The 25,835-nt window shown below is 72.4% G+C and carries 19 protein-coding genes and 1 riboswitch; of the genes, 8 read left to right on the forward strand and 11 right to left on the reverse strand.

Annotated features, from left to right (window positions below):
• Positions 1-33 precede the first annotated feature (33 nt).
• The 3 genes from OG556_RS12130 to OG556_RS12140 form a co-directional block, all read right to left on the reverse strand.
• Positions 34-1,023 (reverse strand): ABC transporter permease, encoded by a 990-nt coding sequence (locus OG556_RS12130; RefSeq protein WP_350884655.1) that lies wholly within the window; start codon positions 1,021-1,023, stop codon positions 34-36.
• Positions 1,024-1,465: 442 nt separating this feature from the next.
• Entirely contained in the window at positions 1,466-2,389 is a 924-nt protein-coding gene (locus tag OG556_RS12135; protein ID WP_371517076.1) for an enhanced serine sensitivity protein SseB C-terminal domain-containing protein, read from the reverse strand.
• A gap of 117 nt (positions 2,390-2,506) precedes the next feature.
• A complete protein-coding gene (locus OG556_RS12140; RefSeq protein WP_371517077.1) occupies positions 2,507-3,349 on the reverse strand; it encodes an enhanced serine sensitivity protein SseB C-terminal domain-containing protein in 843 nt (280 codons plus the stop codon).
• 186 nt (positions 3,350-3,535) lie between these two features.
• Positions 3,536-3,641, forward strand: a riboswitch (glycine riboswitch).
• A gap of 231 nt (positions 3,642-3,872) precedes the next feature.
• Here OG556_RS12140 and gcvT point away from each other — a divergent pair.
• The 4 genes from gcvT (at position 3,873) to OG556_RS12160 (ending at position 8,464) form a co-directional block, all read left to right on the forward strand.
• Positions 3,873-4,994, forward strand: a complete 1,122-nt coding sequence (gcvT, locus tag OG556_RS12145; RefSeq protein ID WP_371517078.1) for a glycine cleavage system aminomethyltransferase GcvT — start codon at positions 3,873-3,875, stop codon at positions 4,992-4,994.
• 208 nt (positions 4,995-5,202) lie between these two features.
• Entirely contained in the window at positions 5,203-5,577 is a 375-nt protein-coding gene (gene gcvH, locus OG556_RS12150) for a glycine cleavage system protein GcvH (protein ID WP_371517079.1), read from the forward strand.
• Between the two features lie 93 nt (positions 5,578-5,670).
• Positions 5,671-6,939: a serine hydroxymethyltransferase gene (gene glyA / locus OG556_RS12155; RefSeq protein WP_063347748.1), complete on the forward strand. Its 1,269-nt coding sequence runs from the start codon at positions 5,671-5,673 to the stop codon at positions 6,937-6,939.
• A 157-nt stretch (positions 6,940-7,096) separates the two neighbouring features.
• Complete coding sequence (locus tag OG556_RS12160; protein WP_371517080.1) at positions 7,097-8,464, forward strand: L-serine ammonia-lyase; 1,368 nt, start codon at positions 7,097-7,099, stop codon at positions 8,462-8,464.
• Between the two features lie 152 nt (positions 8,465-8,616).
• Here OG556_RS12160 and OG556_RS12165 read toward each other — a convergent pair whose 3' ends face one another.
• Both OG556_RS12165 and OG556_RS12170 read right to left on the reverse strand, forming a co-directional pair.
• Positions 8,617-10,236, reverse strand: a complete 1,620-nt coding sequence (locus OG556_RS12165) for an MDR family MFS transporter (RefSeq protein ID WP_371517081.1) — start codon at positions 10,234-10,236, stop codon at positions 8,617-8,619.
• A gap of 15 nt (positions 10,237-10,251) precedes the next feature.
• The gene (locus OG556_RS12170; RefSeq protein ID WP_371517082.1) at positions 10,252-10,854 is read right to left on the reverse strand and encodes an NADPH-dependent FMN reductase; all 603 of its coding nucleotides are present in this window, start codon (positions 10,852-10,854) and stop codon (positions 10,252-10,254) included.
• 140 nt (positions 10,855-10,994) lie between these two features.
• On the opposite strand from OG556_RS12170, the gene OG556_RS12175 reads away from it, so the two are divergent.
• Positions 10,995-11,738, forward strand: a complete 744-nt coding sequence (locus tag OG556_RS12175) for a TetR/AcrR family transcriptional regulator C-terminal domain-containing protein (RefSeq protein ID WP_371517083.1) — start codon at positions 10,995-10,997, stop codon at positions 11,736-11,738.
• Positions 11,739-11,879: 141 nt separating this feature from the next.
• On the opposite strand, the gene OG556_RS12180 is transcribed toward OG556_RS12175, so the two are convergent.
• From OG556_RS12180 to OG556_RS12205, 6 genes are all read right to left on the reverse strand, one after another.
• Positions 11,880-12,653: a class I SAM-dependent methyltransferase gene (locus tag OG556_RS12180; protein ID WP_371517085.1), complete on the reverse strand. Its 774-nt coding sequence runs from the start codon at positions 12,651-12,653 to the stop codon at positions 11,880-11,882.
• A gap of 149 nt (positions 12,654-12,802) precedes the next feature.
• Entirely contained in the window at positions 12,803-13,756 is a 954-nt protein-coding gene (locus OG556_RS12185) for a DMT family transporter (RefSeq protein ID WP_371517086.1), read from the reverse strand.
• A 649-nt stretch (positions 13,757-14,405) separates the two neighbouring features.
• Positions 14,406-14,903, reverse strand: a complete 498-nt coding sequence (locus tag OG556_RS12190) for an ATP-binding protein (RefSeq protein WP_244293363.1) — start codon at positions 14,901-14,903, stop codon at positions 14,406-14,408.
• A 290-nt stretch (positions 14,904-15,193) separates the two neighbouring features.
• Entirely contained in the window at positions 15,194-16,432 is a 1,239-nt protein-coding gene (locus OG556_RS12195; protein WP_371517087.1) for an Ig-like domain-containing protein, read from the reverse strand.
• Positions 16,433-16,742: 310 nt separating this feature from the next.
• Positions 16,743-17,951: an Ig-like domain-containing protein gene (locus tag OG556_RS12200; RefSeq protein WP_371517088.1), complete on the reverse strand. Its 1,209-nt coding sequence runs from the start codon at positions 17,949-17,951 to the stop codon at positions 16,743-16,745.
• A gap of 240 nt (positions 17,952-18,191) precedes the next feature.
• Positions 18,192-19,502: an Ig-like domain-containing protein gene (locus OG556_RS12205; RefSeq protein ID WP_371517089.1), complete on the reverse strand. Its 1,311-nt coding sequence runs from the start codon at positions 19,500-19,502 to the stop codon at positions 18,192-18,194.
• Positions 19,503-19,783: 281 nt separating this feature from the next.
• Between OG556_RS12205 and glgX the strand changes: the two genes are divergently transcribed.
• The 3 genes from glgX to OG556_RS12220 all read left to right on the forward strand — a co-directional run bounded on the left by glgX (position 19,784) and on the right by OG556_RS12220 (position 25,834).
• Positions 19,784-21,991 carry a glycogen debranching protein GlgX gene (gene glgX, locus OG556_RS12210; RefSeq protein ID WP_371517090.1) on the forward strand — a complete coding sequence of 736 codons (2,208 nt, stop codon included), beginning with the start codon at positions 19,784-19,786 and terminating at the stop codon, positions 21,989-21,991.
• A 169-nt stretch (positions 21,992-22,160) separates the two neighbouring features.
• Positions 22,161-23,981: an ABC transporter ATP-binding protein gene (locus OG556_RS12215; protein WP_371517091.1), complete on the forward strand. Its 1,821-nt coding sequence runs from the start codon at positions 22,161-22,163 to the stop codon at positions 23,979-23,981.
• Positions 23,978-25,834, forward strand: a complete 1,857-nt coding sequence (locus tag OG556_RS12220; RefSeq protein WP_371517092.1) for an ABC transporter ATP-binding protein — start codon at positions 23,978-23,980, stop codon at positions 25,832-25,834. The genes OG556_RS12215 and OG556_RS12220 overlap by 4 nt, the downstream gene beginning before the upstream one ends.
• Position 25,835: the final 1 nt, after the last annotated feature.

Below are 25,835 nucleotides of genomic sequence, written 5' to 3' on the forward strand. Positions count from 1 at the left end.
GAGGATGGGAAGGAGGGAGGGCCTGACGTTGCGTCAGTTGCTCTTGGGATCGAGGGCGTCACGCAGCCCGTCGCCGAGCAGGTTGAAGGCGAGCACGGTGAGGAAGATCGCCAGACCGGGGACCACCATGTACTGGGGGTCCACCTGGTAGTACTTGATCGCGTCCTGGAGGATCCCGCCCCAGGAGGCCTGCGGCGGCTGGATGCCGACGCCGAGGAAGCTGAGGCCGGCCTCGAAGAGGATGTTGGTCGGGATCAGCAGGGTCGAGTAGACCAGGATCGGACCGACCAGGTTCGGCAGCAGTTCCTTGAACAGGATGAACGGGCCTCGGGCGCCCAGGCTGCGGGCCGCGTGGACGAACTCCCGCTCGCGCAACGACAGCGTCTGTCCGCGCACGATCCGGCCCATGTAGGGCCAGTTGAAGAAGCCGATCACGAAGATCAGCACCATGATGTGCAGCGGGAGGCCGTGCAGGCCGAACGCGCCGCCCTGCAGCGAGGTCGAGATCGCGATGGCGAAGAGCAGCAGCGGGAAGGCGAGGAAGACGTCCATGATGCGGCTGATCACGGTGTCCACCCAGCCGCCGTAGTAGCCGGCCATGACACCGAGCACGGTGCCGATCGTGTTCGACAGCAGGGTCGCGCCGAAGGCGACCAGCAGGGAGACCCAGGAGCCCTCGATCACGCGGGAGAGCAGGTCACGGCCCTGGAGGGGGTCGACGCCGAGCGGGTGGTCCCAGCTCATCCCGCCCCAGTCACCGAGCGGGATGCCGCCCAGGTTGGCGTCGAGCAGGTCCTGGTTCAGGGCGTCGGGGTCGAGGCCGAACAGGGCCTCGATGGGCTTGGCCAGTACGGCCAGCAGGATCAGCAGGATCACCACGACGCCGCCGGCGACGGCGAGTTTGTCGCGCTTGAAGCGGGTCCAGGCGATCTGGCCGAGGGAGCGGCCCTCGATCTTCTTGGCCGGGCTCGCGGGGGCGGGTGCCTCCGGTTCGTTCCCGGTGGTTGCGATGGGTGCGGTCATGGTCAGTTGGTCCCCTCGCCGACGGTGGCCGGCCCACGGGCGCCGGTCACCGGTTCGGCGGTACGGCTGCGGACGTGCGGAGGTGCTTGGAACGGGTGTTCGCGGCAGTACGTCGTGCACGGGTACTGCCCCAACGCGGGATGGGCTTCGCGTGGTTCTGGCGGTCGGCGTGCGCGTTCACCTTCGTGGGGTTCCCAGTACGCGCGGTGCGTTGCGCAGAACTCTCTGCCATCCGAACTGGCTTGCGCCAGCCCTGACAACCGACAGATGCCCAACTGTGATCTGTGCGCATGCACCTCCTACGTCTTCGGCATATCCCTCTTCACACGGGTGCAACTGGCGTGTCAAGGTGATCGACGGTAACGGCCGGAAGTTCGCCCGGAAAGCACCGAAGCCGACCTGATGCAAGATCAAGTCGGCTTCTGGAGAAAGGTTTTGGTTGTCAGCGCCCCGGGTATCCGGGCCACGGCTGCTGCGGCTGCCCGGTCCAGCCCGGCGCGGGCTGCTGCGTGCCGTAGCCGTAGCCCGGCCCCTGCTGCGCGGGGTACGGCGGAGGCGGCACCGGCGGGTACGGGCCGGTCGGCGGGCGCCCCGCCTCCCGGTCGAAGAACGGGCGCGCATGGGCCCGCATCCACAGCGCCACCGGGTCGTACTCGTCCGCCATCGCCACGGTGGACACCGCCAGCCCCTCCGGGGCCACCGCGATCGCCCGCTGCATCAGCGCCCGCACGGCCTCCACCGCCGGCGGCGAACTCTCGTACAGCTCCAGGCCGATCGCCAGGTACGGCTCCCCCACGGCCGGCTGCACCCAGGCCCGGCGCAGCGCCCGCACCGCGCGCACCTCACCGGCCTGCCGCTCCAGCAGCGCGAAGAACGGCTGGGCGTTCAGCTGCGGCTCGCTCAGCTTCAACGGCCCGGCCGGCAGCCGGTCCAGGCCCGCGGCGATCCGCCGCAGGTCCGCCCAGGGCACCCCGACCCCGCCGCCGGGCGCGTGCGGGTTGAGCCACAGGCCCCAGCGGGTCCGGTACAGCGAAGCGGCGATCTCCCGCCCGGAGATGACCTCGTGGGCCCGCGCCCAGCCGGACGACGCCAGCTGCTCGGACGAGGTGACGGCCGGCGCGTAGCCGTGGCCGCTGATCTCCATGTTCCCGTACTGGGCGTCGGCGCTGCCCGGCGTGCCGTGCCACAGCAGCATCCAGACCTGGCCGTCGGCCAGTGCGTGCAGCAGTTGCTCGTACGCCTCGTAGCGCTCCGGCGCGACCTCGCGCAGGGCGCGCTCCAGCGCGCCCGGATCCGCTCCGGGGCGCCCGGCGGGTGCCTGGCCCCAGGGCCCCGGTGCACCGCCCGCTACCGCTCCCGCACTCATGCGCCCACCTCGCCGCGCCTCTTTCCTCAAGCCTGCCGGTCCGTCGGCCGTCTGCACGCACCCTATGGCGCGGCACCGGCCACCGCCACGGCGACGTGCCTCCGATACGAACCCCGCTCAACCCCGCGCGTAGAAAGGGAGTACCCGGGTGAGCAGCCACTCGACCACCGGGTCATCGGCGAGATCGAGCAGTACGAGGTGGACGCCCCCCGGCAGCGGCGCGGTTCCCAGCGCTCGGCCGAGCGCCTCGTTCACCGCACCCGGGTCGGCCGGGGCCGTCTGGTCCAGCTGGACGCCCACGAACATCACGGTCGGCTCGCCCTCGATGCTGGCGAGCGCCCGGCGTGCGGTCAGCACTCCGGGCAGGGCGGACAGTTCGACCCGGCAGGCGGCCAGGAAGTGCTCCGGGTCCTCCCCCGGCACCGGCTCGCGCAGCGCCACCCGGCCACCGGTCGGCGCCTCCGGGCCCTGACCCCGGTCCTGGCTCCGACCCTGGTTGCGGCCCTGCTCCTGGTCGGCCAGGCGCTCCTCGCGCGGGCCGCGCCGCAGCTCCGCCACACCCTGCGGCGGCACCGGGATGCCCACCGCCGCCTCCGGGTTGACCGCGATGCCCACGCCCAGCGGCAGCCCGCGGGCGAACTCCCAGACCGGCGCCACCGCGAAGGCCATCCCCGGCGCCTGCCGCAGGAACACCTCCTGCGAGGAGAACACCGGTACGTACGGCTCGCCGGCCAGCTCGATGGTCGGCAGGTCCAGCGCGGGCCCCTGCGGGTCGCCGCCGGCCGGCAGCGGGATCCACACCTGGCTGCGGGCCAGCACCTCGATCACCCGCGGCGTCGCACCCGGGTCGCCCAGCGCGGCGGTCAGCACCTGCTCCAGCTCGTTGGCCGGCCACCCGCCGCCCGGCGGCGCCGACTCCGGCCCGCCCCACCCCTGCTGCTGCTCCACCGGGTACCCCATGCGCGCCTGATCCGCCCTCTGCCGGTCGGCCGCCCTCTGCTGCGCCGACGCGCAGCAGTCTAGGGCTGCGTCCGTGGTGGCGGGGTGTGACCGGGTCCCCTCTCCCGCCGTCGGCGCGGACGTGCCATGATGTGCGCGTTCGACGGCGCGGCGCGCCGGCGGACCGACAACTCCATACCGGCCGCTCGAACCCGCGCGGGAGAGCCCGGAGTGCCCCGTCAGGCGGCACAGCCGGCGCCGAAGGAGCAACTCCTCCCCGGAATCTCTCAGGCCCCCTTACCGCACGGGTTAGGCACATCTGGAAAGTGGCGCACGGCCCTGTCGCGCGCCCACCCACGGTGCAAGCCACCATGCTGTCCTGGATGCTGGAAACAGCTGCGGGCGCGTGGGCGGTGAAGCTCTCAGGTTCGACGACAGATGGGGAGACCCACGCCGCCGCATGCCCGCGCGCAGGGTCGGCCCCCGAGCGGGTCCGGTTCCGGCGCGTGCACCCATGAGTGCCCCGACCGAGGAGTTCCAGGCCATGTCGTCCCTCCGCCTCACCGCGCTCGACGCGCTGCACCGCGCCCTCGGCGCGACCATGACCGACTTCGCCGGCTGGGACATGCCGCTGCGCTACGGCAGCGAGCGCGAGGAACACCTCGCCGTCCGCACCCGGGCCGGGCTGTTCGACCTCTCCCACATGGGCGAGATCACCGTCACCGGCCCGCAGGCCGGCGAGATGCTGGACCACGCGCTGGTCGGCTTCGTCTCCGCGCTGGGCGTGCTGCGCGCCCGCTACACCATGATCTGCGCCGAGGACGGCGGCATCCTGGACGACCTGATCGTCTACCGCCTGCGCGAGGACGCCTTCCTGGTCGTCGCCAACGCCTCCAACGCCCAGCTGGTGCTGGACGAGCTGATCGCCCGTGCCAAGGGCTTCGACGCCGTCGTCACGGACGACCGCGACACCTACGCGCTGATCGCCGTCCAGGGCCCGGAGGCCACCGCGATCCTGGCCGGGACCACCGACGCCGACCTGCCCGGCCTGAAGTACTACGCGATCCTCCCGGCCCAGGTCGCCGGCCGCGACGTGCTGCTCGCCCGGACCGGCTACACCGGCGAGGACGGCTTCGAGATCTTCTGCAACCCGGGCGACGCCGAGGGGGTCTGGCAGGCGCTGACCGCCGCCGGCGAGGGCCGCGGCCTGGTCCCGTGCGGCCTGTCCTGCCGCGACACGCTGCGCCTGGAGGCCGGCATGCCGCTGTACGGGCACGAGCTCTCCACCGACCTGACCCCGTTCGACGCGGGCCTGGGCCGGGTCGTGCGCTTCGACAAGACCACCAACGAGGGCACCTTCGTCGGCCGCAAGGCGCTGGAGAAGGCCGCCGCCGAGGCCGAGGCCAACCCGCCGCGGGTGCTGGTCGGCCTGGTCTCCGAGGGCAAGCGCGTCCCGCGCGCCGAGTACACCGTGGTCTCCGCCGACGGCGCCCCGATCGGCCGGATCACCTCGGGCGCCCCGTCCCCGACCCTGGGCCGGCCGATCGCGATCGCCTACGTGGACGCGGCCCACGCCGCCCCCGGCACCACCGTCGCGGTGGACGTGCGCGGCAAGCACGAGCCGGTCGAGGTCGTGGCGCTGCCGTTCTACAAGCGCGCCCGCTGAGGCCCAGCCCTCCCCGTAGACCCCGTGGACCCGGGCCCGCACCATGCCCGACCCGGGCTCGGGCCACGCCAGGCCCAGGTCCGACCCGGGCCTGGACCGTGCCTGGACCGTGCCTGGACCACGCCTGATCCACGCCTGATCCACGTCGAAGCCGTCCGTGCGGCGGCCCGCTTCGTCGTACCCGCTTCCCATCCTGGAGAATGACGCCATGAGCAACCCCCAGCACCTGCAGTACACCAAGGAGCACGAGTGGCTGACCGCCATCGAGGGCGGTGTCTCCACGGTCGGCATCACCGCCCACGCGGCCGACGCGCTCGGTGACATCGTCTACGTGCAGCTGCCCGAGGTCGGCGACGACGTGACCGCGGGCGAGTCCTGTGGCGAGCTGGAGTCCACCAAGTCGGTCAGCGACCTGTTCTCCCCGGTGACCGGGAAGATCGTCGAGATCAACCAGGACGTCCTGGACGACAACAGCCTGGTCAACAGCGCCCCGTTCGAGGGCGGCTGGCTGTTCAAGGTCCAGGTGGAGTCCACCGACGAGCTGCTCAGCGCGGACGAGTACACCGCCTTCATCGGCGGCTGACCCGCTCGTGACGGGGCGGCCGCAGCGCGGCGGCCGCCCCGCCAGGCTCCCCCCTCTCTGCTCCCGTCTCTCTCCTCCCGGGAAGACCACACCATGACGGTTCTGAACCAGTCCCTGCACTCCCTCGACCCGGAGATCGCCGCCGCGGTCGACGCCGAGCTGCACCGCCAGCAGACCACCCTGGAGATGATCGCCTCCGAGAACTTCGCCCCGGTGGCGGTCATGGAGGCCCAGGGCTCGGTGCTCACCAACAAGTACGCCGAGGGTTACCCCGGCCGCCGCTACTACGGCGGCTGCGAGCACGTCGACGTGGTCGAGCAGATCGCGATCGACCGCATCAAGGCCCTGTTCGGCGCCGAGCACGCCAACGTCCAGCCGCACTCGGGCGCGCAGGCCAACGCCGCCGCGATGTTCGCGCTGATCAAGCCGGGCGACACCATCCTGGGCCTGAACCTGGCCCACGGCGGTCACCTGACCCACGGCATGAAGATCAACTTCTCCGGCAAGCTCTACAACGTGGTCGCGTACCACGTGGACGAGAAGACCGGCCAGGTCGACATGGCCGAGGTCGAGCGCCTGGCCAAGGAGCACCAGCCGAAGCTGATCATCGCCGGCTGGTCCGCCTACCCGCGCCAGCTGGACTTCGCCGCGTTCCGCCGGGTCGCCGACGAGGTCGGCGCGCTGCTGATGGTGGACATGGCGCACTTCGCCGGCCTGGTCGCCGCCGGTCTGCACCCCAACCCGGTGCCGTACGCGGACGTGGTCACCACCACCACCCACAAGACCCTGGGCGGCCCGCGCGGCGGTGTCATCCTGTCCAAGGCCGAGTACGCCAAGAAGATCAACTCCGCGGTGTTCCCCGGCCAGCAGGGCGGTCCGCTGGAGCACGTGATCGCCGGCAAGGCCGTCGCCTTCAAGGTCGCCGCGTCCGAGGAGTTCAAGGAGCGCCAGCAGCGCACCCTGGAGGGCGCCAAGATCCTCGCCGAGCGCCTGCTCCAGGCCGACGTCGCCGAGGCCGGCGCCTCGGTGCTGTCCGGCGGCACCGACGTGCACCTGGTCCTGGTCGACCTGCGCAACAGCCAGCTCGACGGCCAGCAGGCCGAGGACCGCCTGCACGAGGTCGGCATCACGGTCAACCGCAACGCCGTCCCGAACGACCCGCGGCCGCCGATGGTCACCTCCGGCCTGCGCATCGGCACCCCCGCGCTCGCCACCCGCGGCTTCCAGGCCGAGGACTTCCGCGAGGTCGCCGACATCATCGCCGAGGCGCTCAAGCCCGCCTTCGACGAGGACGCCGCCACCGCGCTCAAGGCCCGCGTCACCGCGCTGGCCGAGAAGTACCCGCTCTACCCGAACCTCTGATCACCTCGGTGATCGTTCGGGCGGGGTGACCGGCCTCACCCCGCCGCGGCACCTGGGATCCCGGGGCACCGCGCACACTGGACAGTGCGCGCGGTGCCCCGACCCGTGTCGTCCCCCGCCCGCCAGTCCTTCCACGAGACAGACAAGGACGTCCCCCGTGGCCCTCAGCGTCTTCGACCTCTTCTCCATCGGCATCGGCCCGTCGAGCTCCCACACCGTCGGCCCGATGCGCGCCGCCCGGATGTTCGCCCGGCGCCTGCGGTCCGAGGACCTGCTCGCCCAGGTGGCGAGCGTGCGCGCCGAGCTGTACGGCTCGCTGGGCGCCACCGGCCACGGCCACGGCACCCCGAAGGCCGTCCTGCTCGGCCTGGAGAACCACTCCCCCCGCACGGTCGACGTCGACCAGGCGGACAAGGACGTCGAGCGGATCACCACCGAGAAGCGGCTCAACCTCCTCGGCACCCACCCCATCGACTTCGACCCGGGCACCCAGCTGGTCCTGCACCGCCGCCGCTCGCTGCCGTACCACGCCAACGGCATGACCATCTGGGCGTACGCGGCGGACGGCTCCACGCTGCTGGAGAAGACCTACTACTCGGTCGGCGGCGGCTTCGTCGTCGACGAGGACGCCATCGGCGCGGACCGGGTCAAGCCCGACGACACCGCGCTGCGCTACCCCTTCCGCACCGGCGAGGAGCTGCTGCGGCTCACCCGGGAGACCGGGCTGTCGATCTCCGGCCTGATGCTGGAGAACGAGAAGGCCTGGCGCTCCGAGGAGGAGATCCGGACCGGGCTGCTGGAGATCTGGCAGGTCATGCAGGAGTGCGTGCGGGCCGGCATGTCCCGCGAGGGCATCCTGCCCGGTGGCCTCAAGGTCCGCCGCCGAGCCGCCGCGGCCGCCCGCGCGATGCGCGCCGAGGGCATCGGCCCGGCCAACGCGATGGAGTGGGTGACCCTCTACGCGATGGCGGTCAACGAGGAGAACGCCTCCGGCCGCCGGGTGGTCACCGCGCCGACCAACGGCGCGGCCGGGATCATCCCCGCCGTCCTGCACTACTACCTGAACTTCATCCCGGGCGCCGACGAGGACGGCATCGTCCGCTTCCTCCTCGCGGCCGGCGCCATCGGCATGCTCTTCAAGGAGAACGCCTCCATCTCCGGCGCCGAGGTCGGCTGCCAGGGCGAGGTCGGCTCCGCCTGCTCGATGGCCGCCGGCGGCCTCGCCGAGGTCCTCGGCGGCACCCCCGAACAGGTCGAGAACGCCGCCGAGATCGGCATCGAGCACAACCTCGGCCTCACCTGCGACCCGGTCGGCGGCCTCGTCCAGATCCCCTGCATCGAGCGCAACGGCATGGCCTCCGTCAAGGCCGTCACCGCGGCCCGGATGGCCCTGCGCGGCGACGGCCGGCACCACGTCTCGCTCGACAAGGCGATCAAGACGATGAAGGAGACCGGCGCCGACATGAAGATCAAGTACAAGGAGACCTCGCGCGGCGGCCTCGCCGTCAACGTCATCGAGTGCTGATCACACCCGCTGTCGCCTGAGCCCCCGGACCCGTCCGGGGGCTCTCGGCGTTCCGGGGCTCTCGGCGTCCCGGGGCGTTCCTGGGCGTTCCGGGGTGTTCCGGGGTGTTCCGGGGTGTTCCTCCTGCCGCCCCTCGCGGCGGCGTACGGGGTTCAGCCCGCCGGCGCCGCGGTCGGCGCGCCGTCCCGGGGCCCCTGCTCGTCGGCCCCGCCCGGGTTCGGGTTCGGGCGGGCCAGGCAGGCGACGGCGGTGGCCATGGCGGCCAGGACCACCCCGCCGACCACGGCGCCGTGCAGGCCGCCGGTGACCGCCTCCCCCACCGCGTCCCGGACCCCGGCCGGCAGTCCGGTGAGCGCGGCGGGGGTCAGTCCGCCGCCGGTCAGCCGGGCGCTCTGGTCGGCGCCGAGCCGCTCCGTGAGGACGTCCGTCATCCGGGCCGCGTAGACCGCGCCGAGCGCCGCCATGCCGAGCGAGCCACCGATGCTGCGGAGCAGGGTGACCACCCCCATCGCGGCGCCCATGTCCCGGGGCCGGACGGCGCCCATCGAGGTCAGCATGGTGCTCTGCATCAACAGGCCGATCCCCACCCCCGCGACGGCGGTGAGCCCGGAGGCCACGGCCGTCGGGGTACCGGTGCCGAGGAGCAGCAGCAGCGCCGCGCCGACGAGCGCCAGAACGCCGCCGATCAGCGGATAGCGCCGCTCGCCCCCGGGCCCGCCCATCAGCCGGGCGGTGAGGAGTTGGGCGCCCATCATGCCGAGCATCAGCGGCAGCAGGAGCAGGCCGCCGGTGGTCGGTGAGGCGCCCTGGACGAACTGCAGGTACTGCGGCAGGTAGCCGACCAGGGCGAGCATCACCGCGCCGGTGAGGAAGCCGAGGATCTGGGCGACCGTGAAGTTGCGGTCGCGGAACAGGGCCGGCGGGATCAGCGGTCCGGGCGCCCGCCGCTCCACCCGGGCGAACCAGGCGAGTGCCGCCGCCGCGACGGCCACCGCGCCGAGGACCTGGGGCGAGGTCCAGGAGTAGGTGACGCCGCCCCAGCTGCCGATCAGGGTGAGGGAGAGGATACCGACGGTCAGCAGGACCACCCCGGCCCAGTCGAACGGCGCGCGGACGCGTTCCGTCCGCAGCCGGACGCCGAGGCCGACCGCCGCCAGCGCGAACAGGCCCACCGGCAGGTTGACGTAGAACGCCCAGCGCCAGCTCAGCCGGTCGGTGAGGAAGCCGCCGAGCAGCGGTCCGCCGACGAAGGCGATCGGCATCAGCACCCCGATCACCGACTGCACCCGCCCCCGGTCGCCGGCCGGGACGAGCACCCCGATCACCGAGAGCGCGCCGACCATCAGCCCGCCGGCGCCGACCCCCTGGACCGCCCGGAAGGCGATCAACTCGCCCATGTTCCGGGACAGTCCGGACAGCGCCGAGCCGGCCAGGAACAGCAGCACCGCCCACTGGTACGCGCCCTTGCGTCCGTACAGGTCGCCGAGCCGGCCCCAGAGCGGGGTGGCGGCGGCGGAGGTGAGCAGGTAGGCGGTGACCGCCCAGGAGAGCTGGTCCAGGCCGCCGAGGTCGCCGACGATGGTCGGCAGCGCGGTGCCGATGATCTGCCCGTCGAGGGCCGAGAGGAAGATGCCGAGCATCAGCCCGACGATGCCGAGCAACGGCGGCTTCGGGCGTTCGCCGGTCGCCCCTTCGCCGGGGGCGGTTGCCCCTTCGTCGGGGGTGTCCACGCCCGCACCGGAGGCGGTCGCGCTCTCACCGGAGGTGGTCACGCCTGCGCCGCCCGGTCAGGCCGCGAACGGGCGGACGTGCCGGGCGTCGCGCAACGCCTCCGCCCACCAGGCGAGTTGGTCGAGCATGCTCTTGGCGGCGACGTCGGCGGCCGGGTCGAGCGGCTTGCCGTCGGCGTCGAAGCACTGGGCGGCGCCGTGGAAGCTGACCGTGTTGCGAATCGTCATGGCGTTCAACTCGGCGAGCACCACGCGCAGTTGCTCGACGGCGCGCAGACCGCCGGAGAGGCCGCCGTAGGAGACGAAGCCGACCGGCTTGCCGTGCCACTGGCTGTTGTGCCAGTCGATGGCGTTCTTCAGCGGGGCCGGGAAGCTGTGGTTGTACTCGGGCGTGACGACCACGAAGGCGTCGGCGGCCTCCAGCCGGGGCGTGACGGCGGCGAGCAACTCGGCCGCGCCCGGCTCCAGTTCGCCACCGAAGGACGGGAAGGTGGTCGGCAGCGGGGTCTCGACCAGATCGACCAGGTCGGCGGTCATGTCGCCGCGCGCACCGAGGTGGCCGAGCAGCCAGTCGGCGACGACGGGCGCGAACCGGCCGCTCCGGGTGCTGCCGACGACGACCGCGATCTTCAGGCTCTTCTCCGAAACGTCCTTGGCCATGGATGTTCCCCCTCCGGGACGATGTGTACAACGCATCTGCCAGATACAACGTACACATCGGCGCGTACGCCGTCTACTTCCAATACGCCGTACACGCCGGGTGGTACGGTGGAAGCCCCAGCCGGAAGGAGCCCGCCGTCATGCCCGCCCAGCAGGCCCCCACCGGAGACGACGACCAGACCAAGCCCCAGGCCTCACTCTGGGAGCGCCTCGCCCGCCCGGCCCCCGCGCCGCGCACCACCCTCACCCCGCACCGGATCGCCGAGGCCGCGGTCGCGATCGCCGACGCCGAAGGCCTCGACGCCGTCACCATGCGCCGACTCGCCACCACCCTCGGCGTCGCCCCGATGGCCGCCTACCGGTACGTCTCCGGCAAGGACGAACTCATCGACCTGATGGTCGACTTCGTCCACGGCGAACTCCCCCTGGACACTCCCTCCAGCGGCTGGCGCGACACCATGCGCGCCCTGGCGCTCCACCTGCGCGCCATGAACCTGGCCCACCCGTGGATCGTCCGCGCCGGCGCCGTCCCCCTCACCCCGAACCAGCTCGCCATCCCCGAACGCGCCTTCGCCGCCCTCGCCGACCACGGCCTGGACGCCGACACCACTATGGCGGTCTTCCGCACCGTCACCGGCTACGTCCACGGCTCCGTCGCCGCCGAGCTCGCCCTGCGCACCCTCCAGCGCGAACACGGCTGGTCCGACGGCGACGAGACCCGCGCCGGTCTCGCCCCCCGGATGTCCTTCCTGATGGACACCGGCCGCTACCCCACCTACCAGCGCTACCTCCACGAGGCCACCCGCAAGGACGACCCCACCTGGCAGTTCGAAACCGGCCTCGGCTGCGTCCTCACCGGCATCGCCACCCACCTCGGCATCTGAGCGCGCCGCCCCGGGCCTCCGACGGGTGGAGGGAAATTATGTAGACCGGTCTACATTCCAGGCGCGGAATATGCAGACCGGTCTACTTCTTCAGTGCACCCCCACGCACCTCCCGCGCAGGAAGTCGGCCCCGCCGACTTCCTACTCCGAGGAGACCTCCCCCGCGATGAGCAGCCGGTACCCGTAGTCCATGTGGTCCTGGTCGAGGAGTTCGGCATGGCGGCGGTGCCAGGCGCCGGATTCGAGGTCGGCGCGCAAGCGGGCGATCGCCGGCTGCACCACCGCGGCCGGCAACTGGGCGAAGGTCGAGCTGGCCCGCCGGACGACCGGGTCGAGGTAGAACTCGGGCCGCCGCCAGTAGGCGATCTGGTAACCGTCCGTGAAGTCGTGCGGGACGGGGAAGGGCAGCACGGTGTGCGCGTCCAGCGCGTCGACGACCTGGGCCAGCGGTGTGAAGCGGCTCTCCTCCAGCTCCCGGATCTCGGGCAGGTACTCCTCCAGCAGCCACAGTTGCGGACGGTGGGCCGGGTCCCAGGTGAAGACCACCTGCCGCCGGGCGACCCGCCGCAGCTCCGCGAGGCCCCGTTCCGGATCCGGCCAGTGGTGGACGGTCAGGACGGCCATCGCCGCGTCGAAGGAGCCGTCCGGGAAGGGCAGTTGCTCGGCTCCGGCCTTGACCTTCCGCCGGCCCGGATGCTGGTCGAGCATGACCTGGGAGGGGTCGACGGCGATGACGTCGGCGCCCTCGGGTTCGTAGGATCCGGCGCCCGCACCGACGTTCACCACCGACCGGGCGCCCTGGAGGGCGGAACCGATCAGGGCGTGCAGTCGGGGATCGGGCCGGCGGATGGCGCGGTAGCCGACCCCGATGCGGTCGTACGTCGCCTGCGGTCGGCTGTCCGTGGTCTCTTCCATGCGGTCAAGCCCACCAAGCGGGGCGCCCGGCGGCAAGCGGTTCGGCGCAAGAGCGGGTGAGGCACCGCGTGTTGGCCCGCCGACCGCCGAACGGCACCTGCGCAGGAAGTCGGCCCGTCCGACTTCCTGCGCGTGGGGCCACCCGGGGGTCAGCGGCGGCGGGCGCCCATGGGCACGGTGAGGATGGCGAGGCCCGCGGCGAGGATGGCGAGGCCGCACCAGGAGGCGGCGGGGAGGCGTTCACCGAGGACGGCGACGCCGAGGAGGGCGGCGACGGCGGGTTCGGCGAGGGTGAGGGTGGTGGCGGTCTGGGCGGAGGTGCGGCGCAGCCCGTGGCCGAAGAGGCGGTAGGCGAGGAAGGTGGTGATCACCGCGAGGTGGAGCACCACCGCCGCGCCGCGCGGCGAGGCGAGCCACTGCAGGTCGCCGAGGAACAGCACCGGCAGGACGAGCAGTGCGGCCGCGCCGAACATCGCCCCCATCACCCCGGCGGACGGGTGCCCGCGCGAGATGAGCCTCCCGCCGATGAGCGAGTACACGGCGTACGAGAGGCCGGAGAGCGCGGCCAGCCCCACCCCCACGGCGTCCACCGCCGCGCCACCGCCGGTGAGTTCGGGGCCCAGCACCAGGACGGCGCAGCCGACGACCGCCGTCACCGTGGCACCGGCCCACCGGCCGCTCGGCCGCCCCTGCCGGGTGATCCAGCCGAGCAGGCCGGCGAAGACGGGGGCACTGCCCAGGGCGATCACGGTGGCCACCGCCACCCCGGCGCGGGTCACCGCCGGGTAGAAGGTGACCGGGTAGCCGACCACCGCGACGGCGCCGACGGCGAGTTGCCACCGCTCCCGGCGGCCGCAGGCCCGGGGCAGCGCGCGGGCGCTGCGGGTGGAGAGGAAGAGGAGGAGCCCGCCGAGGACCAGCGCGGCGGCGCCGATGCCCGCCGAAGGGGCGCCGTCGGGTGCGAGGGAGCTGGCCGTCCCGGTGGTGCCCCACAGCAGTGCGGCGACCAGGATCGGGACCGGACCGCCGAGCGGGCTGGTGCGGCGGGCGGTGGCGGAGGAGGCGGGCCGGGTGGGCACGGGAGTGGAGGTGCGGTTCGGCACAGTCGTGAACTTCCGTCGTCGAAGACCGTCAAGGGAGTTGGTTTCGCACCGGGCACACACGGCAGCCCCCGGCGGCCGAAGGGGGCCGCAGCAGGGAGCGCAGGGGGGCGAGCCACCGGCGTGTGCGCCCGATCAGGCGCTGAGCGGTGGCAGTACGACGTGCCAGTACAGGTTCACGGGCCTGATGCTACCCGGCAGTTCCGGCGTGGCGGGGTGTACGGAGGAATTGGCGGCCGGGCGACGAAGCACCGGAGGCCCAACAGCGAGGATGGTGAATATTCACAGGCAATAGCGTGAACCTATGCAAAATCCAAAGGTGAACTAGGTTACAAACCTTTCAATCAAAGCCACCTGGTTTGCCCACATGCTGAGATCCGTGCGATAGTCGAAGCAGCCCAACGGCGGGCGGCACAGCACGCCGGCCTGGGCGTGGAGACTTCGGCTGGCCCGACCTGGCACGGCCGACGCCCATCGCGCGGCACGCACCCCCTTGGCCGGCGCGATGACTTGCAGGGGCCCCCATCCGCCGGACCACGGCGACTTCGGGGGCCCTGCGCGTTTTCCCGGGAAGACCCGGACGACCCGGACGACCAGGACGGCCGGACGGCCCGGAAAGCCAAGAAAGACCAACCCGGGAAGCCCGGAACGGTCAGTGCCGCTCACGGACCTTCAGCTCGAACCAGACGCCCTTGCCGCGCGGCAGCAGGTCGGCACCCCAGCGGTCGGCCAGGTCGTCGATGACCCGCAGGCCCCGCCCCCGCTCGGTCACCGGCTTCGGCTCGGCGAGGATCATGCAGGGCAGCGCCCGGGAGGAGTCGCGGACCTCGACGCGGAGCCAGCCCGGTTTGCGGATCACCTGGAGTCCGATGGTGCGTCCGGCGGCGTGCCGGACGGCGTTGGAGACCAGTTCGCTGGTGAGTAACTCACCGGCCTCCAGGTGCTGGTGGAGGTCCCAGGACTCCAGGACCGACAGCACCAGTCGGCGGGCCACCGGGCCGGTCTCCGGCCGGGACGGCAGTCGTACCTCGTTCGGCACGGACTGATCGCTCAGCCTGCCGCAATACATCTCCTCCAGTTCCTCCGAGCTGAGCCGCTCCAGCGCCGCCAGCGCGCCCTGGACATCGATCCACGACGCCTCGGCGACCAATCCGGCCCCGGGAACTGATGACTGATCTGTTTCGCCCCAACCCGCCATGCGGTCCATCATTGCGGAACGCAAGCGGCCGCGTACGGACAATGAGCAAACGATCTCCTCCGAGTCGGCATATGCCGCGTGCAAGGAGACCCCGCGAAGAGTGCCAGGCGGGGGCCCGGAGGGGGTCCGGAAGGGGCCGGGGGAAGGTGGGGCGAGGGTGGGGAGCAGACAACCCGGGACGCGTCCGCCGTCAATCCCGGGTTGCCACGGAACCGCCCCGACCAGGGCGGCTACCGGTCGGCCTACCAGGCGCTCCAGGGCACGTTCCAGCCACTCAGGCCGTTCGCCGGGTCGAGGGTCTCCTTCTTGGTGGAGTTCTTCACGACCACCACGTCGCCGACGAGCGAGCCGGCGTAGAACTTGCCCATCGAGGTGGATTCGCCGCCGCCCTCGACGTCCTTGAGGGCGACGCAGCCGTGGCTGACGTTGTCCTCGCCGATGAGCTTGCTCCAGTAATTGCCGTGCAGGTAGGTGCCGCTGTCGGTGAGCCGCATCGAGTGCGGCACCTGGAGGTCGTACGGGGAGCCGCTCATGCCGGGGAGGGTGCTGGACTGCATCCGCACCACGCCCTCCTTGGACATGACGACCATCGTGCCGTTCCAGGTCGGGTGTTCGGGCGAGCCGGAGGTGATGTCGATGTCCGACGGCTTGCCGTCCAGTTCGACGGTCATCTTGTGCGCGGCGGCGTCAACCGTCGAAATCTGAGATCGCCCGATCGTGAAGGGCTCGTCCCGGTCGGTGCCGTACACCCCAGGGGCGATCTCGACGCTCTTGAGGCGGTAGTGCACGGTCACCTTGGTGCCGGACTTCCAGTACTGCTCGGGGCGGAAGTCCAGCCGGCGGTTGCCGAACCAGTGGCCCTTGACCACGGTGCCGTTGTCGGTCTCGAAGGTGATGCCCTTCGCGACGACGTCCTTGTTCTTGACGTCCTTGCTGAAGTTCACCGAGACGATCATGCCGACGCCGTACGTCGCGTTGTTGTCCACGTTGTCGGCGGCCTTCGCGAGGGCCGTCGGCGTCAGCGTGGAGAAGTTGCTGTCCGCGCTGGCGACCACGCCGTTGGCGTCCGCGGCCATCGCGCTGACCTGGTAGGTGCTGCCCACGGCGAGGCCGGCCGACGGGGTCCAGCTGGAGCCGTCGGCGGCGATGGTGCCGGGCACCTCCGCGCCGGTCTTGTCACTGACCTTGACGGTGGTGAGCTTGCCGCCGGTCGCGCCGACCTTGAGCGCGTCGGGCGCGACGTCCACCGTGCCGGGCTTGGGCTCGATGTTCACCACGGCCTGCGACACCTTCGGCGCCGCGCTGCTCGCCGCCGCGGCGCCCGGGGAGGGCGTTCCGGCGGCCGTTCCGGCCCCCAGGTCCGCCTTGGCCGCGCTCCCGCCCCCGTTACCGCTCCCGCCACTCCCGCCGCCGCACGCGGCCGTCAGCGCCATCGCGCCGCCCACCAGGCCGACGGCCACCACTCTGCGTATCGACCTCAACGTCGATCCCTCCCTCGGAAACCCCACGAACCGAAACCCGCGAACCGAAACCCGCGGATCGAAACCCACAGACCGAAACCCGCGAACCGAAACCCGCGGGCCGAAACCCCACGACCCGGAGCCCCGCACAAAACCCCGCGCACACCACGGACCCGACCACTACACGCGCCGGCCTCCGGAAAGGTTGCGCCATCCGGGGCCCGGTGCGCTGCGAAAACGCGAACGGCCCGACCCCAACGGGTGAGGATCGGGCCGCTCGTCCGCACCGCGCCGACGAACCGGGACTATCCGGTCAATCGGCGGGCAGGATCTACCAGTTCGCCCAGGCGATGTTCCAGCCGCCGAGCCCGTTGGAGGGCGCGACGGTCTTCTCCTTGCTGTTCACGACCTTGACCACGTCGCCGATCATCGAGTCGTTGAAGAACTTGCCCGCGACGGAGGTGTCGCTGCCGCCCTTCTCGTCCATCATCGCGACGCAGCCGTGGCTGGCGTTGGTCCTGCCGAACGGATTGGTCGCGTTGGACCAGTAGTTGCCGTGCACGAAGGTGCCGGAGGTGGTCAGCCGCATCGCGTGCGGCACGTCCTGGATGTCGTACTCGCCGCCGAGGCCGACGGTCTGCGAGTTCATCCGGGTGACCTTCTCCTTGGACATGATCACCATCGTCCCGCTCCAGGACGGCGTGGCCTCCGCGCCCATGGTGACCGGCACGGTGGTGCTCTTGCCGCCCCGCTCGATCGTCATCTGGTGCGCCTTGGCGTCGGCGGTGGCGATCTGGGAGCGGCCGATGGTGAACGGCTCGTCCTTGTCCACGTCGCCGTAGACGCCCGGGGCGACCTCGACGCTCTTCAGCCGGTACTTGATGGTGACCTTGGTGTCCGGCTTCCAGTACTCGGCCGGGCGGAAGTCCAGCCGGTTGTCGCCGAACCAGTGGCCCTTCACCTCGGTGCCGTTGTTCGTCTCGAAGGTGATGCCCTTGAGGACGGCGTCCTTGTTCTTGACGGTCTTGCTGAAGTTCACCGAGACGATCATGCCGACGCCGTAGGTGGCGCCGTCGCTGATGTTGTCGTTGGTGGAGACCTTCTTGTCCGGCGTCAGCGTGGTGAACGTCGTGGTGGACGCGGTCACCAGGCCGTCGGCGTCCTTGGCCTGCGCGTTCACCTTGTACGCCATGCCGACGGTGAGCGCGGCGGCGGGCTTCCAGCCGATGCCGTCCGGAGTGATCGCCCCGTCGACCGGCTTGCCGTTCTTGTCGGTCACCTCGACCGTGGTGAGCTTTCCGTTCGAGACGGACACCTGCAACGCGTTGCTCGGTGCGACGTCCTGGGCGCCGTCCTTGGGCTCGACGGCCAGCACCGCGGCGGAGGCCTTCGGCTCGCCCGACGCGCCCGCCTGGGCCGCCGTCCCGCCCGCACCCGCCGTCGCCGCGGGCGCCGCGTTGTCGCCCCCGCCGCCCGTCCCGCCCTTGTCGTCGCCGCAGGCCGCGGTGAGCAGCAGCACCCCGCCCATGACCAACGCCATCGCACCCCTGCGCCCGTAACGGCTGGTGGTACGTATCGCGGCGTCAGCCGTCTTCCCCGTCTTCACGCTTTCTCCCCTCCCGGTATCCACTCTCTTGACGCGTTGAGCGCCCCCATGAGTTGCACCGGACGCCGATCTTTCGCGCCGGACCAGGGCGCGCCGGAGCAGGATAGCCGGGCCGTCCGAGCGGATCCCGGGGGGAGGTGGGTGGATCGGGGGTGAATCGGCGGTGAAGATCGACTACTGCGCGACGGGGCCGGCGGCGGGGTCGACCGCGGTCCCGACCGAGGGCCCGACCGCAGGCCCGGCAACCGGCCCGGCAACCGGCCCGAGGGCGCTGCCCGCCACCCACTGCTCCCACGGCATGTTCCAGCCGTTGAGGCCGTTCTGCGGCGGCACGAAGTCCCCCGCGGAGGCCTTCACCTCCAGCACGTCCCCCGGGACGGTGTGCTCGAACAGCCAGCCCGCCGGGGAGTCCTTGCTCGCCCCGCCCTTGGCGTCGGCCAGGCCGATGCAGCCGTGGCTGGTGTTGGCGGCGCCGAACACCCCCGGGTCCGCCCAGTAGTTGCCGTGCACGAAGGTGCCGGAGTTGGTCAGCCGCATCGCGTGCGGCACGTCCTTGATGTCGTACTCGTCGCCCATCCCGACGGTCTGCGAGTTCATCCGGGTCACCTTGTACTTCTCCGACACCACCATGACGCCCCGGTAGGTGGAGTGGTCCCGGCTGCCGCCGGACACCTTGAGCACCCGCACCACCTTGCCGCCCTGCCCCGCCCGGACGGTCAGGGTGTGCGCGTCCAGGTCGACGGTGGAGACCTGGGCCCGGCCGACGGTGAAGTGCAGGTCCTTGGTCTGGGTGCCGAACTCGCCCGCCGCGCCCTGCACGTCCTTCAGCCGCAGCGACACCGTCACCTTGGTGCCGGCCGACCAGTACTGCTGCGGGCGGACGTCCAGCCGCTGGTTGCCGAACCAGTGCGCGGCCACCGGGACGGGCGGGTCGGCGCTCACCTGGACGGCCTTCTCCACCGCCGCCCGGTCCGTGATCGGCCGGCTGAAGCGCAGCGACACCGGCATGCCGACACCGACGGTGGAACCGTCCTCCGGGGTGAAGAAGGCGACGAAGGTGTGCGCCCGGGCCATCGTGGAGAACGCCGAGTGCTGGGCCGCCCGTTGGCCCTGGTCGTCCTCGGCGACGGCGTCCAGGGTGTACGCGGTGCCCAGCGGCAGCGGGCCGTCGGGCGTCCAGGCGGCGCCGTCCGGGGCGATCGTGCCGGGGACCTCGGTGCCCCTGGTGTCGGCCAGCCGGACGGTGACCAGCCGGCCCTGCGCCGCCGTCACCCGGACCGGGCCCTCCGGCGGCACGTCCTGGGCGCCGTCGGCGGGCAGCGCCGTGACGACCGCCCGGGACGGCGGCGGGGGCGGGGTGTGCGCCCCGGGCCCGGCGGCGTCCTGCGCGGGGGCCGCCGGGGAGCCGCCGCACCCCGTCAGGACGGCGAGGCCCCAGGCCACCGCCGCCGCCCGCCGCGCCCACACCCGTCCTCGGCGCCGCATTCCGGGGCCTCCCACTGTCCACGTCCGGTACCGGGAAGGTCCGGTACCGGGAGCCTCCGCCACCGGGGACGCCCGATGCCGGGAGCCTCCGGTACCGGGACCGCCCGATACCGGGAACAACGAGGGCAATCACGGCGGGGACACGCGCGGCCGCGCGAAATCCCCCCATCCATCGGCCGCCATCCGCCGGTAAGCCCCCGTTCAGCCGCTTCCGATCTGCGCAATCCGGGAAAGAGGAAGTGAACGGGGTCCGGGACACCCCGTCCAGGGAGGGTGCGGCCATGGCGTCAGGGCAGGAGCTGGAAGCCGGAGTGCGGCCGCCCGGCGGGGACACCGCCGAGCCACCGTGGCCCGGCAGCTGGCAGCCGCTCGGCGCCCGCTTCCGGACCGACCAACAGGGCCGCCAGGGAACCAACTTCGCGCTCTGGGCGGCCGGCGCCGAGGCGGTCGACCTCTGCCTGTTCGACGAGGACGGCCGGGAGGCCCGGCACCGCCTCACCGAGCAGGACTTCCAGACCTGGCACGGCTTCCTGCCCGGCGTCCGCCCCGGCACCCGGTACGGCTTCCGCGTGCACGGCCGGTGGGACCCGTGGACCGGCGCCCGCTGGAACCCGGCGAAGCTGCTGCTCGATCCGTACGCCCGTGCCGTGGACGGCTGTTACACCAGCCACGACGCGGTCTGCGCCGCCGTCCGCAACTGGCCGGAGGCGGACGTCGCCGACACCGTCCGGGACAACCGCGACTCGGCCCGCTACGTGCCCAGATCCGTGGTCGTCCACGACGACGACGACTGGTACGACGACCACCGCCCGAAGACCCCGTGGGCCGAGACGGTGCTCTACGAACTCCACGTGCGCGGCTTCACCATGCGCCACCCCGACATCCCGCCGGAGCTCCGCGGCACCTACGCGGGCCTGGCCCACCCGGCCGCCGTCGCCCACCTGACCCGCCTCGGCGTGACCGCCGTCGAGCTGCTGCCGGTGCACCAGTACGCCAGCGAGGACCACCTCCAGTCGCGCGGCCTGGTCAACTACTGGGGCTACAACACGATCGGCTACTTCGCCCCGCACGCCGGCTACTCGGCGGCCGGCTCGCGCGGCGGCCAGGTCGGCGAGTTCAAGCGGATGGTCCGCGCCCTGCACGCCGCCGGGATCGAGGTGATCCTCGACGTGGTGTTCAACCACACCGCGGAGGGCGCCGAACTCGGCCCGATGCTCTCGCTGCGCGGCATCGACAACACCGCCTACTACCGCCAGGCCCCGCACCGCCCGCGCGGCTACGCCGACTTCACCGGCTGCGGCAACACCCTGGACACCCGCCGCCCGCAGGTGGTCCGGCTGGTCACCGACTCGCTGCGGTACTGGGTCACCGAGATGGGCGTGGACGGCTTCCGCTTCGACCTCGCCGCCGCCCTCGCCCGCGGCACCGACGGCGTGGACATGGACCACCCCTTCCTCGCCGCCGTCTCCCAGGACCCGCTGCTCAGCCGGGTGAAGCTGATCGCCGAGCCCTGGGACGTCGGCCCGGGCGGCTACCAGGTCGGCGGCTTCCCCCCGCTGTGGGCCGAGTGGAACGACAAGTACCGGGACACCGTGCGGGACTTCTGGCGCGGTGCCCGCCCGGACGTCCGCGAGCTGGGCTACCGGCTGTCCGGCTCCTCCGACCTCTACCAGCGCGGCGGCCGCCGCCCGTACGCCTCCGTCAACTACGTGACCGCGCACGACGGTTTCACGCTGCGCGACCTGGTCAGCTACGACCGCAAGCACAACGAGGCCAACGGCGAGGCCAACCGGGACGGCACCGACGACAACCGGTCCTGGAACCACGGCGTCGAGGGCGAGACCACCGACCCGGAGGTGAACGCCCTGCGGCTGCGCCAACTGCGCAACCTGCTGGCCACGCTGCTGCTCTCCACCGGCGTCCCGATGCTCACCGCCGGGGACGAGCTGGGCCGCACCCAGGGCGGCAACAACAACGCCTACTGCCAGGACAACGAGCTCGGCTGGCTGGACTGGTCGCTCCTGGCGGATCCCCGCTGGCGCGGGCTGTGCGAGCTGACCGCCCGGCTGATCCGGCTGCGCCGGGCGCACCCGGTGCTGCGGCAGCGGGCGTTCTTCTCCGGCCGGGCCGCCGCTCCGGGCGGCCAGCCGGACCTCGCCTGGTTCACGCCGCTGGGCAAGGAGATGACCGAGGCCGACTGGTTCACCCCGACCGCCTGCCTGGGCATGCTGCTGTCCGGCACCGCGATGTCCGAACGGGACGAGGCCGGACGGCCGACGCTGGACGACAGCTTCCTGCTGCTGCTCAACGCCGGCCACGAACCGGTGCTGTTCACCCTCCCCGGCGAGCCCTGGGCCGCGCCGGAGGAGGCGTACGAGACGGTGGTCGACACCACCGTCGAGGGCGGCGGCGATCCCCGTCCGCAGGGCGCGACGCTGCTGGCCGGGCGCTCGCTGCGGCTGCTGCGCGCGCCCGCCGCCACGACCTGAGCGGTGTAGGCCGCGCGTGCGGCGCGCTCCGGCCCGTGCGGCCGGCCCCGCGCGCCCCGCTGGTCACCCGCGGCCCCACCCGTACGGGTGGCCGGTTCTCGCCGAAGTGTTCTGTCAGGGGTGAAAAACCTGATGAGAAATGACGCGCCCTCGTCCTACCCTCACGACGATGGCCGAGAACCGACAAGACGACGACACCGCGACCGGGCACCGCTCCACGGTCCGCTCCCTACTCCGCCTGTGGCCCTACGCCCGAGCCGTCCGCCGCCGGTTGGCCACCTCGGTGGCCGCCGCCCTGGTCGCCATGCTGAGCGTCCTCGGCGTCCCGCTGGTCCTCGGCCGGATCGTCGACGGCCCGCTCGCCGAGCACGACCTGAGCGGGCTCTGGCCGCTGATCGGCCTGCTGCTGGTCCTCGGACTGGTCGAGGCCGCGCTGTTCTACACCCGCCGGGTGGTCCTGGCCCGCCCGCTGGCCGGGCTGGAGACGGCCATGCGCGGCGACCTCTTCGCCAAGCTCCAGCGGCTGCCGATCTCCTTCCACGAGCGCTGGGGATCCGGCCAGCTGCTCTCCCGGGCCACCGCCGACATGTACACCATGCGGCTGTTTCTGGCCTTCCCGCTGGTCTTCCTGGTCGTCAACTCGGTGATGTTCCTCGCCGGCACGGCGGTGATGTTCACCCAGGACTGGCGGCTCGCCCTGATCATCCTGCTGCCCGCCGTCCCGCTGTTCGTGCTCACCCGGCGGTTCGAGGCCGGCTACTCGGGCGCCTCCCGCCGCGCCCAGGACCAGAACGGCGACCTCGCCACCGTCATCGAGGAGTCCGTCCTCGGCATCCGCATCCTCAAGGCCTTCGGCCGCCACCGCACGATGGCCGAGCGCTTCCGCGCCCAGACCCACGACCTGCGCCGCACCGAACTGCGCAAGGCCGGGCTGCTCGCCAACCTCTGGGCGGTGATCGTCGGTCTGCCCGAGATCGCCCTCGGCTGCGCCCTCGCCGCCGGCGCCTACCTGGTCGCCCACGACGAGCTGAGCGCCGGCACCCTGGTCGCCTTCCTCTCCACCGCGCTGGCGCTGCGCTGGCCGGTCGAGTCCCTGGGCTGGCTGCTCGCCTACGCCAACGAGGCCGCCACCGCCACCGACCGCTTCTTCGAGGTGCTGGACGAGCCCGAGACCGCCGACCCGGGCACCGCCGAAGGGCTCGGCACCACCCCCGACGGCATCCGCTTCACCGGCGTCCGCTTCCGCTACCCCGACGCCCCCGACGACACCCCCGACCTGCTGGCCGGCATCGACCTGCACATCCGCAGCGGCGAGACGATGGCCCTGGTCGGCGCCACCGGCAGCGGCAAGACCACGCTCACCGCACTGCTCCCCCGCCTCTACGAGGCCACCGCCGGCACCATCACCCTGGACGGCCGGGACATCCGCGACCTCCCCCGGGAGCGGCTGCGCGAGCTGGTCGCGGTCGCCTTCGAGGAGCCCACCCTGTTCTCCGCCACCGTCCGGGAGAACGTCCTGATGGGCGCCCCGGGCGCGGACGACCGGCAGCTGCGCGCCGCCCTGGCCACCGCCCAGGCCTCCTTCGTGGAGAAGCTCCCGGACGGCGTGGACACCGAGGTCGGCGAGCAGGGCCTGAGCCTGTCCGGCGGCCAGCGCCAGCGCCTCGCCCTGGCCCGTGCGGTGGTCGGCGACCCGGCCTTCCTGGTGCTGGACGACCCGCTCTCCGCCCTCGACGTGCACACCGAGGCCCTGGTCGAACGGGCGCTGCGCCAGGTCCTCGGCGCCATCACCGCCCTGGTGGTCGCCCACCGCCCGAGCACCGTGCTGCTCGCCGACCGGGTCGCGGTGCTCTCCGACGGCCGGATCGAGGCCGTCGGCACCCACCAGGACCTGCTGCGCGACTGCGCGCACTACCGCGAACTGATGTCGGGCGAGTCCGCCCTGACGCCCGAGGCCGTCCTGGTCTCCGAGGGGGGCACCACCCGATGACCACCACCATCTCGCCCGTCGGCCCCGCCGAACGGGAGACCGCCGAGCCGGTCGAGGAACAGCTGCCGCCGCCCCCGGCCGACGAGGAGGACATCCCCGTCCCACCCGGCGCGCCCCGGGCCCTGCTGCGCTCGCTGCTCGGCCCGCACCGGGCCCGGATCGCCGTCGCGATGCTGGTGATCCTCGTCCAGCAGGCGGCCCTGCAGTCCGGCCCGCTGCTGGTCGCCATCGCGATGGACCGCGGCATCCCGGCACTGCGCGAGAGCGACAGCGGCCCGCTGGTCGCGGTGGTCTGCGCCTACCTGGGCTGCGCGCTGCTCAGCCTGCTGCTGCAGTGGGCGTTCATCAAGATCAGCGCCCGGGTCAACCAGGACATCCTGCTGGAGCTGCGCGGCCGGATCTTCCGGCACGCCCAGCGGCTGAGCCTGGACTTCCACGAGCGCTACACCTCGGGCCGGATCATCTCCCGCGCCACCAGCGACGTGGACGCGCTGCGCGAGCTGCTCTCCGAGGGCCTCCAGGAGCTGCTGACCGTCCTCCTGTCGGTCTGCTACATCTCGGTGCTGCTGCTGGTGCTGGACTGGCGGCTCGGCCTGGTCTCGCTGGCGTCGATCCTGCCGCTGGCGCTGATCGCCCGCTCCTTCCGCAGCCGATCGCGCCGGGTCTACCGCCGCTCCCGCACCTCGGCCGCCTCGCTGATCGTCCGCTTCACCGAGACCATGAACGGCATCCGCCCGGTGCAGGCCTTCCGCCGCGAGAAGGCCAACGACGAGGCCTTCGCCGTGGTCAACCGGCAGTCCGCCACCGCGACGGCGGACGGCCTGCTGGAGATCGCCCGCTACGTCGGCCTCTCCCGCGTCACCGCCAACCTGTGGACCACCGGCGTGGTGCTGCTCGCCGCCTACCTGGTCGCCGACGGCACGGTCGAGCTGGGCGTGCTCACCGCCTTCGTGCTCTACCTGCGCCGGCTCTACGACCCGATCGACCAGCTGGCGATGTTCCTGAACAGCTACCAGTCGGCCGCCGCCGCGCTGGAGAAGATCGCCGGCCTGCTCGCCCACGAGCCGACCGTCGCCGAACCGGCCGCGCCCGCCGAACTGCCGCAGGCCGCCGGCAAGGGGCGCGAGGTCCGCTTCGAGGAGACCCGTTTCGCCTACCGCACCGGCAAGCAGGTGCTGCCCCCGTTCGACCTGGTGATCCCGGCCGGGCAGACGGTGGCGGTGGTCGGCGCGACCGGCGCCGGGAAGTCGACGGTCGCCAAGCTGCTGGCCCGCTTCTACGACCCGACCGACGGCCGGATCCGGCTGGACGGCGTGGACCTGCGCGACCTCGCCACCCCCGAGCTGCGGCGCGGCGTGGTGATGGTGACCCAGGAGTCCTTCCTGTTCTCCGGCACCGTCGCCGAGAACATCGCCATCGGCCGCCCCGGCGCCGGCCGCGAGGAGGTCGAGCAGGCCGCCCGGGACATCGGCGCGTACGAGTTCATCGCCGCGCTCCCGGACGGCTTCGACACCGACGTGCGCAAGCGCGGCGGCCGGATCTCCGCCGGGCAGCGCCAGCTGGTCGCCTTCGCCCGCGCCCTGCTCGCCGACCCGGCGGTGCTGATCCTCGACGAGGCGACCAGCTCGCTGGACGTCCCCGGCGAGCAGGCCGTCCAGCGGGCCATGCGCACGGTGCTGGCCGGCCGGACGGCGGTGATCATCGCGCACCGGCTCTCCACCGTGGAGATCGCCGACCGCGTCCTGGTGATGGACCAGGGCCGGATCGTCGAGGACGGCTCCCCGCAGGAGCTGATCGACGGATCCGGCCGCTTCGCCGCCCTCCACCAGGCCTGGCGGGACAGCCTGGTCTAGG

The sequence above is a fragment of the Kitasatospora sp. NBC_01300 genome (assembly GCF_041435235.1).
GTDB lineage: Bacteria > Actinomycetota > Actinomycetes > Streptomycetales > Streptomycetaceae > Kitasatospora.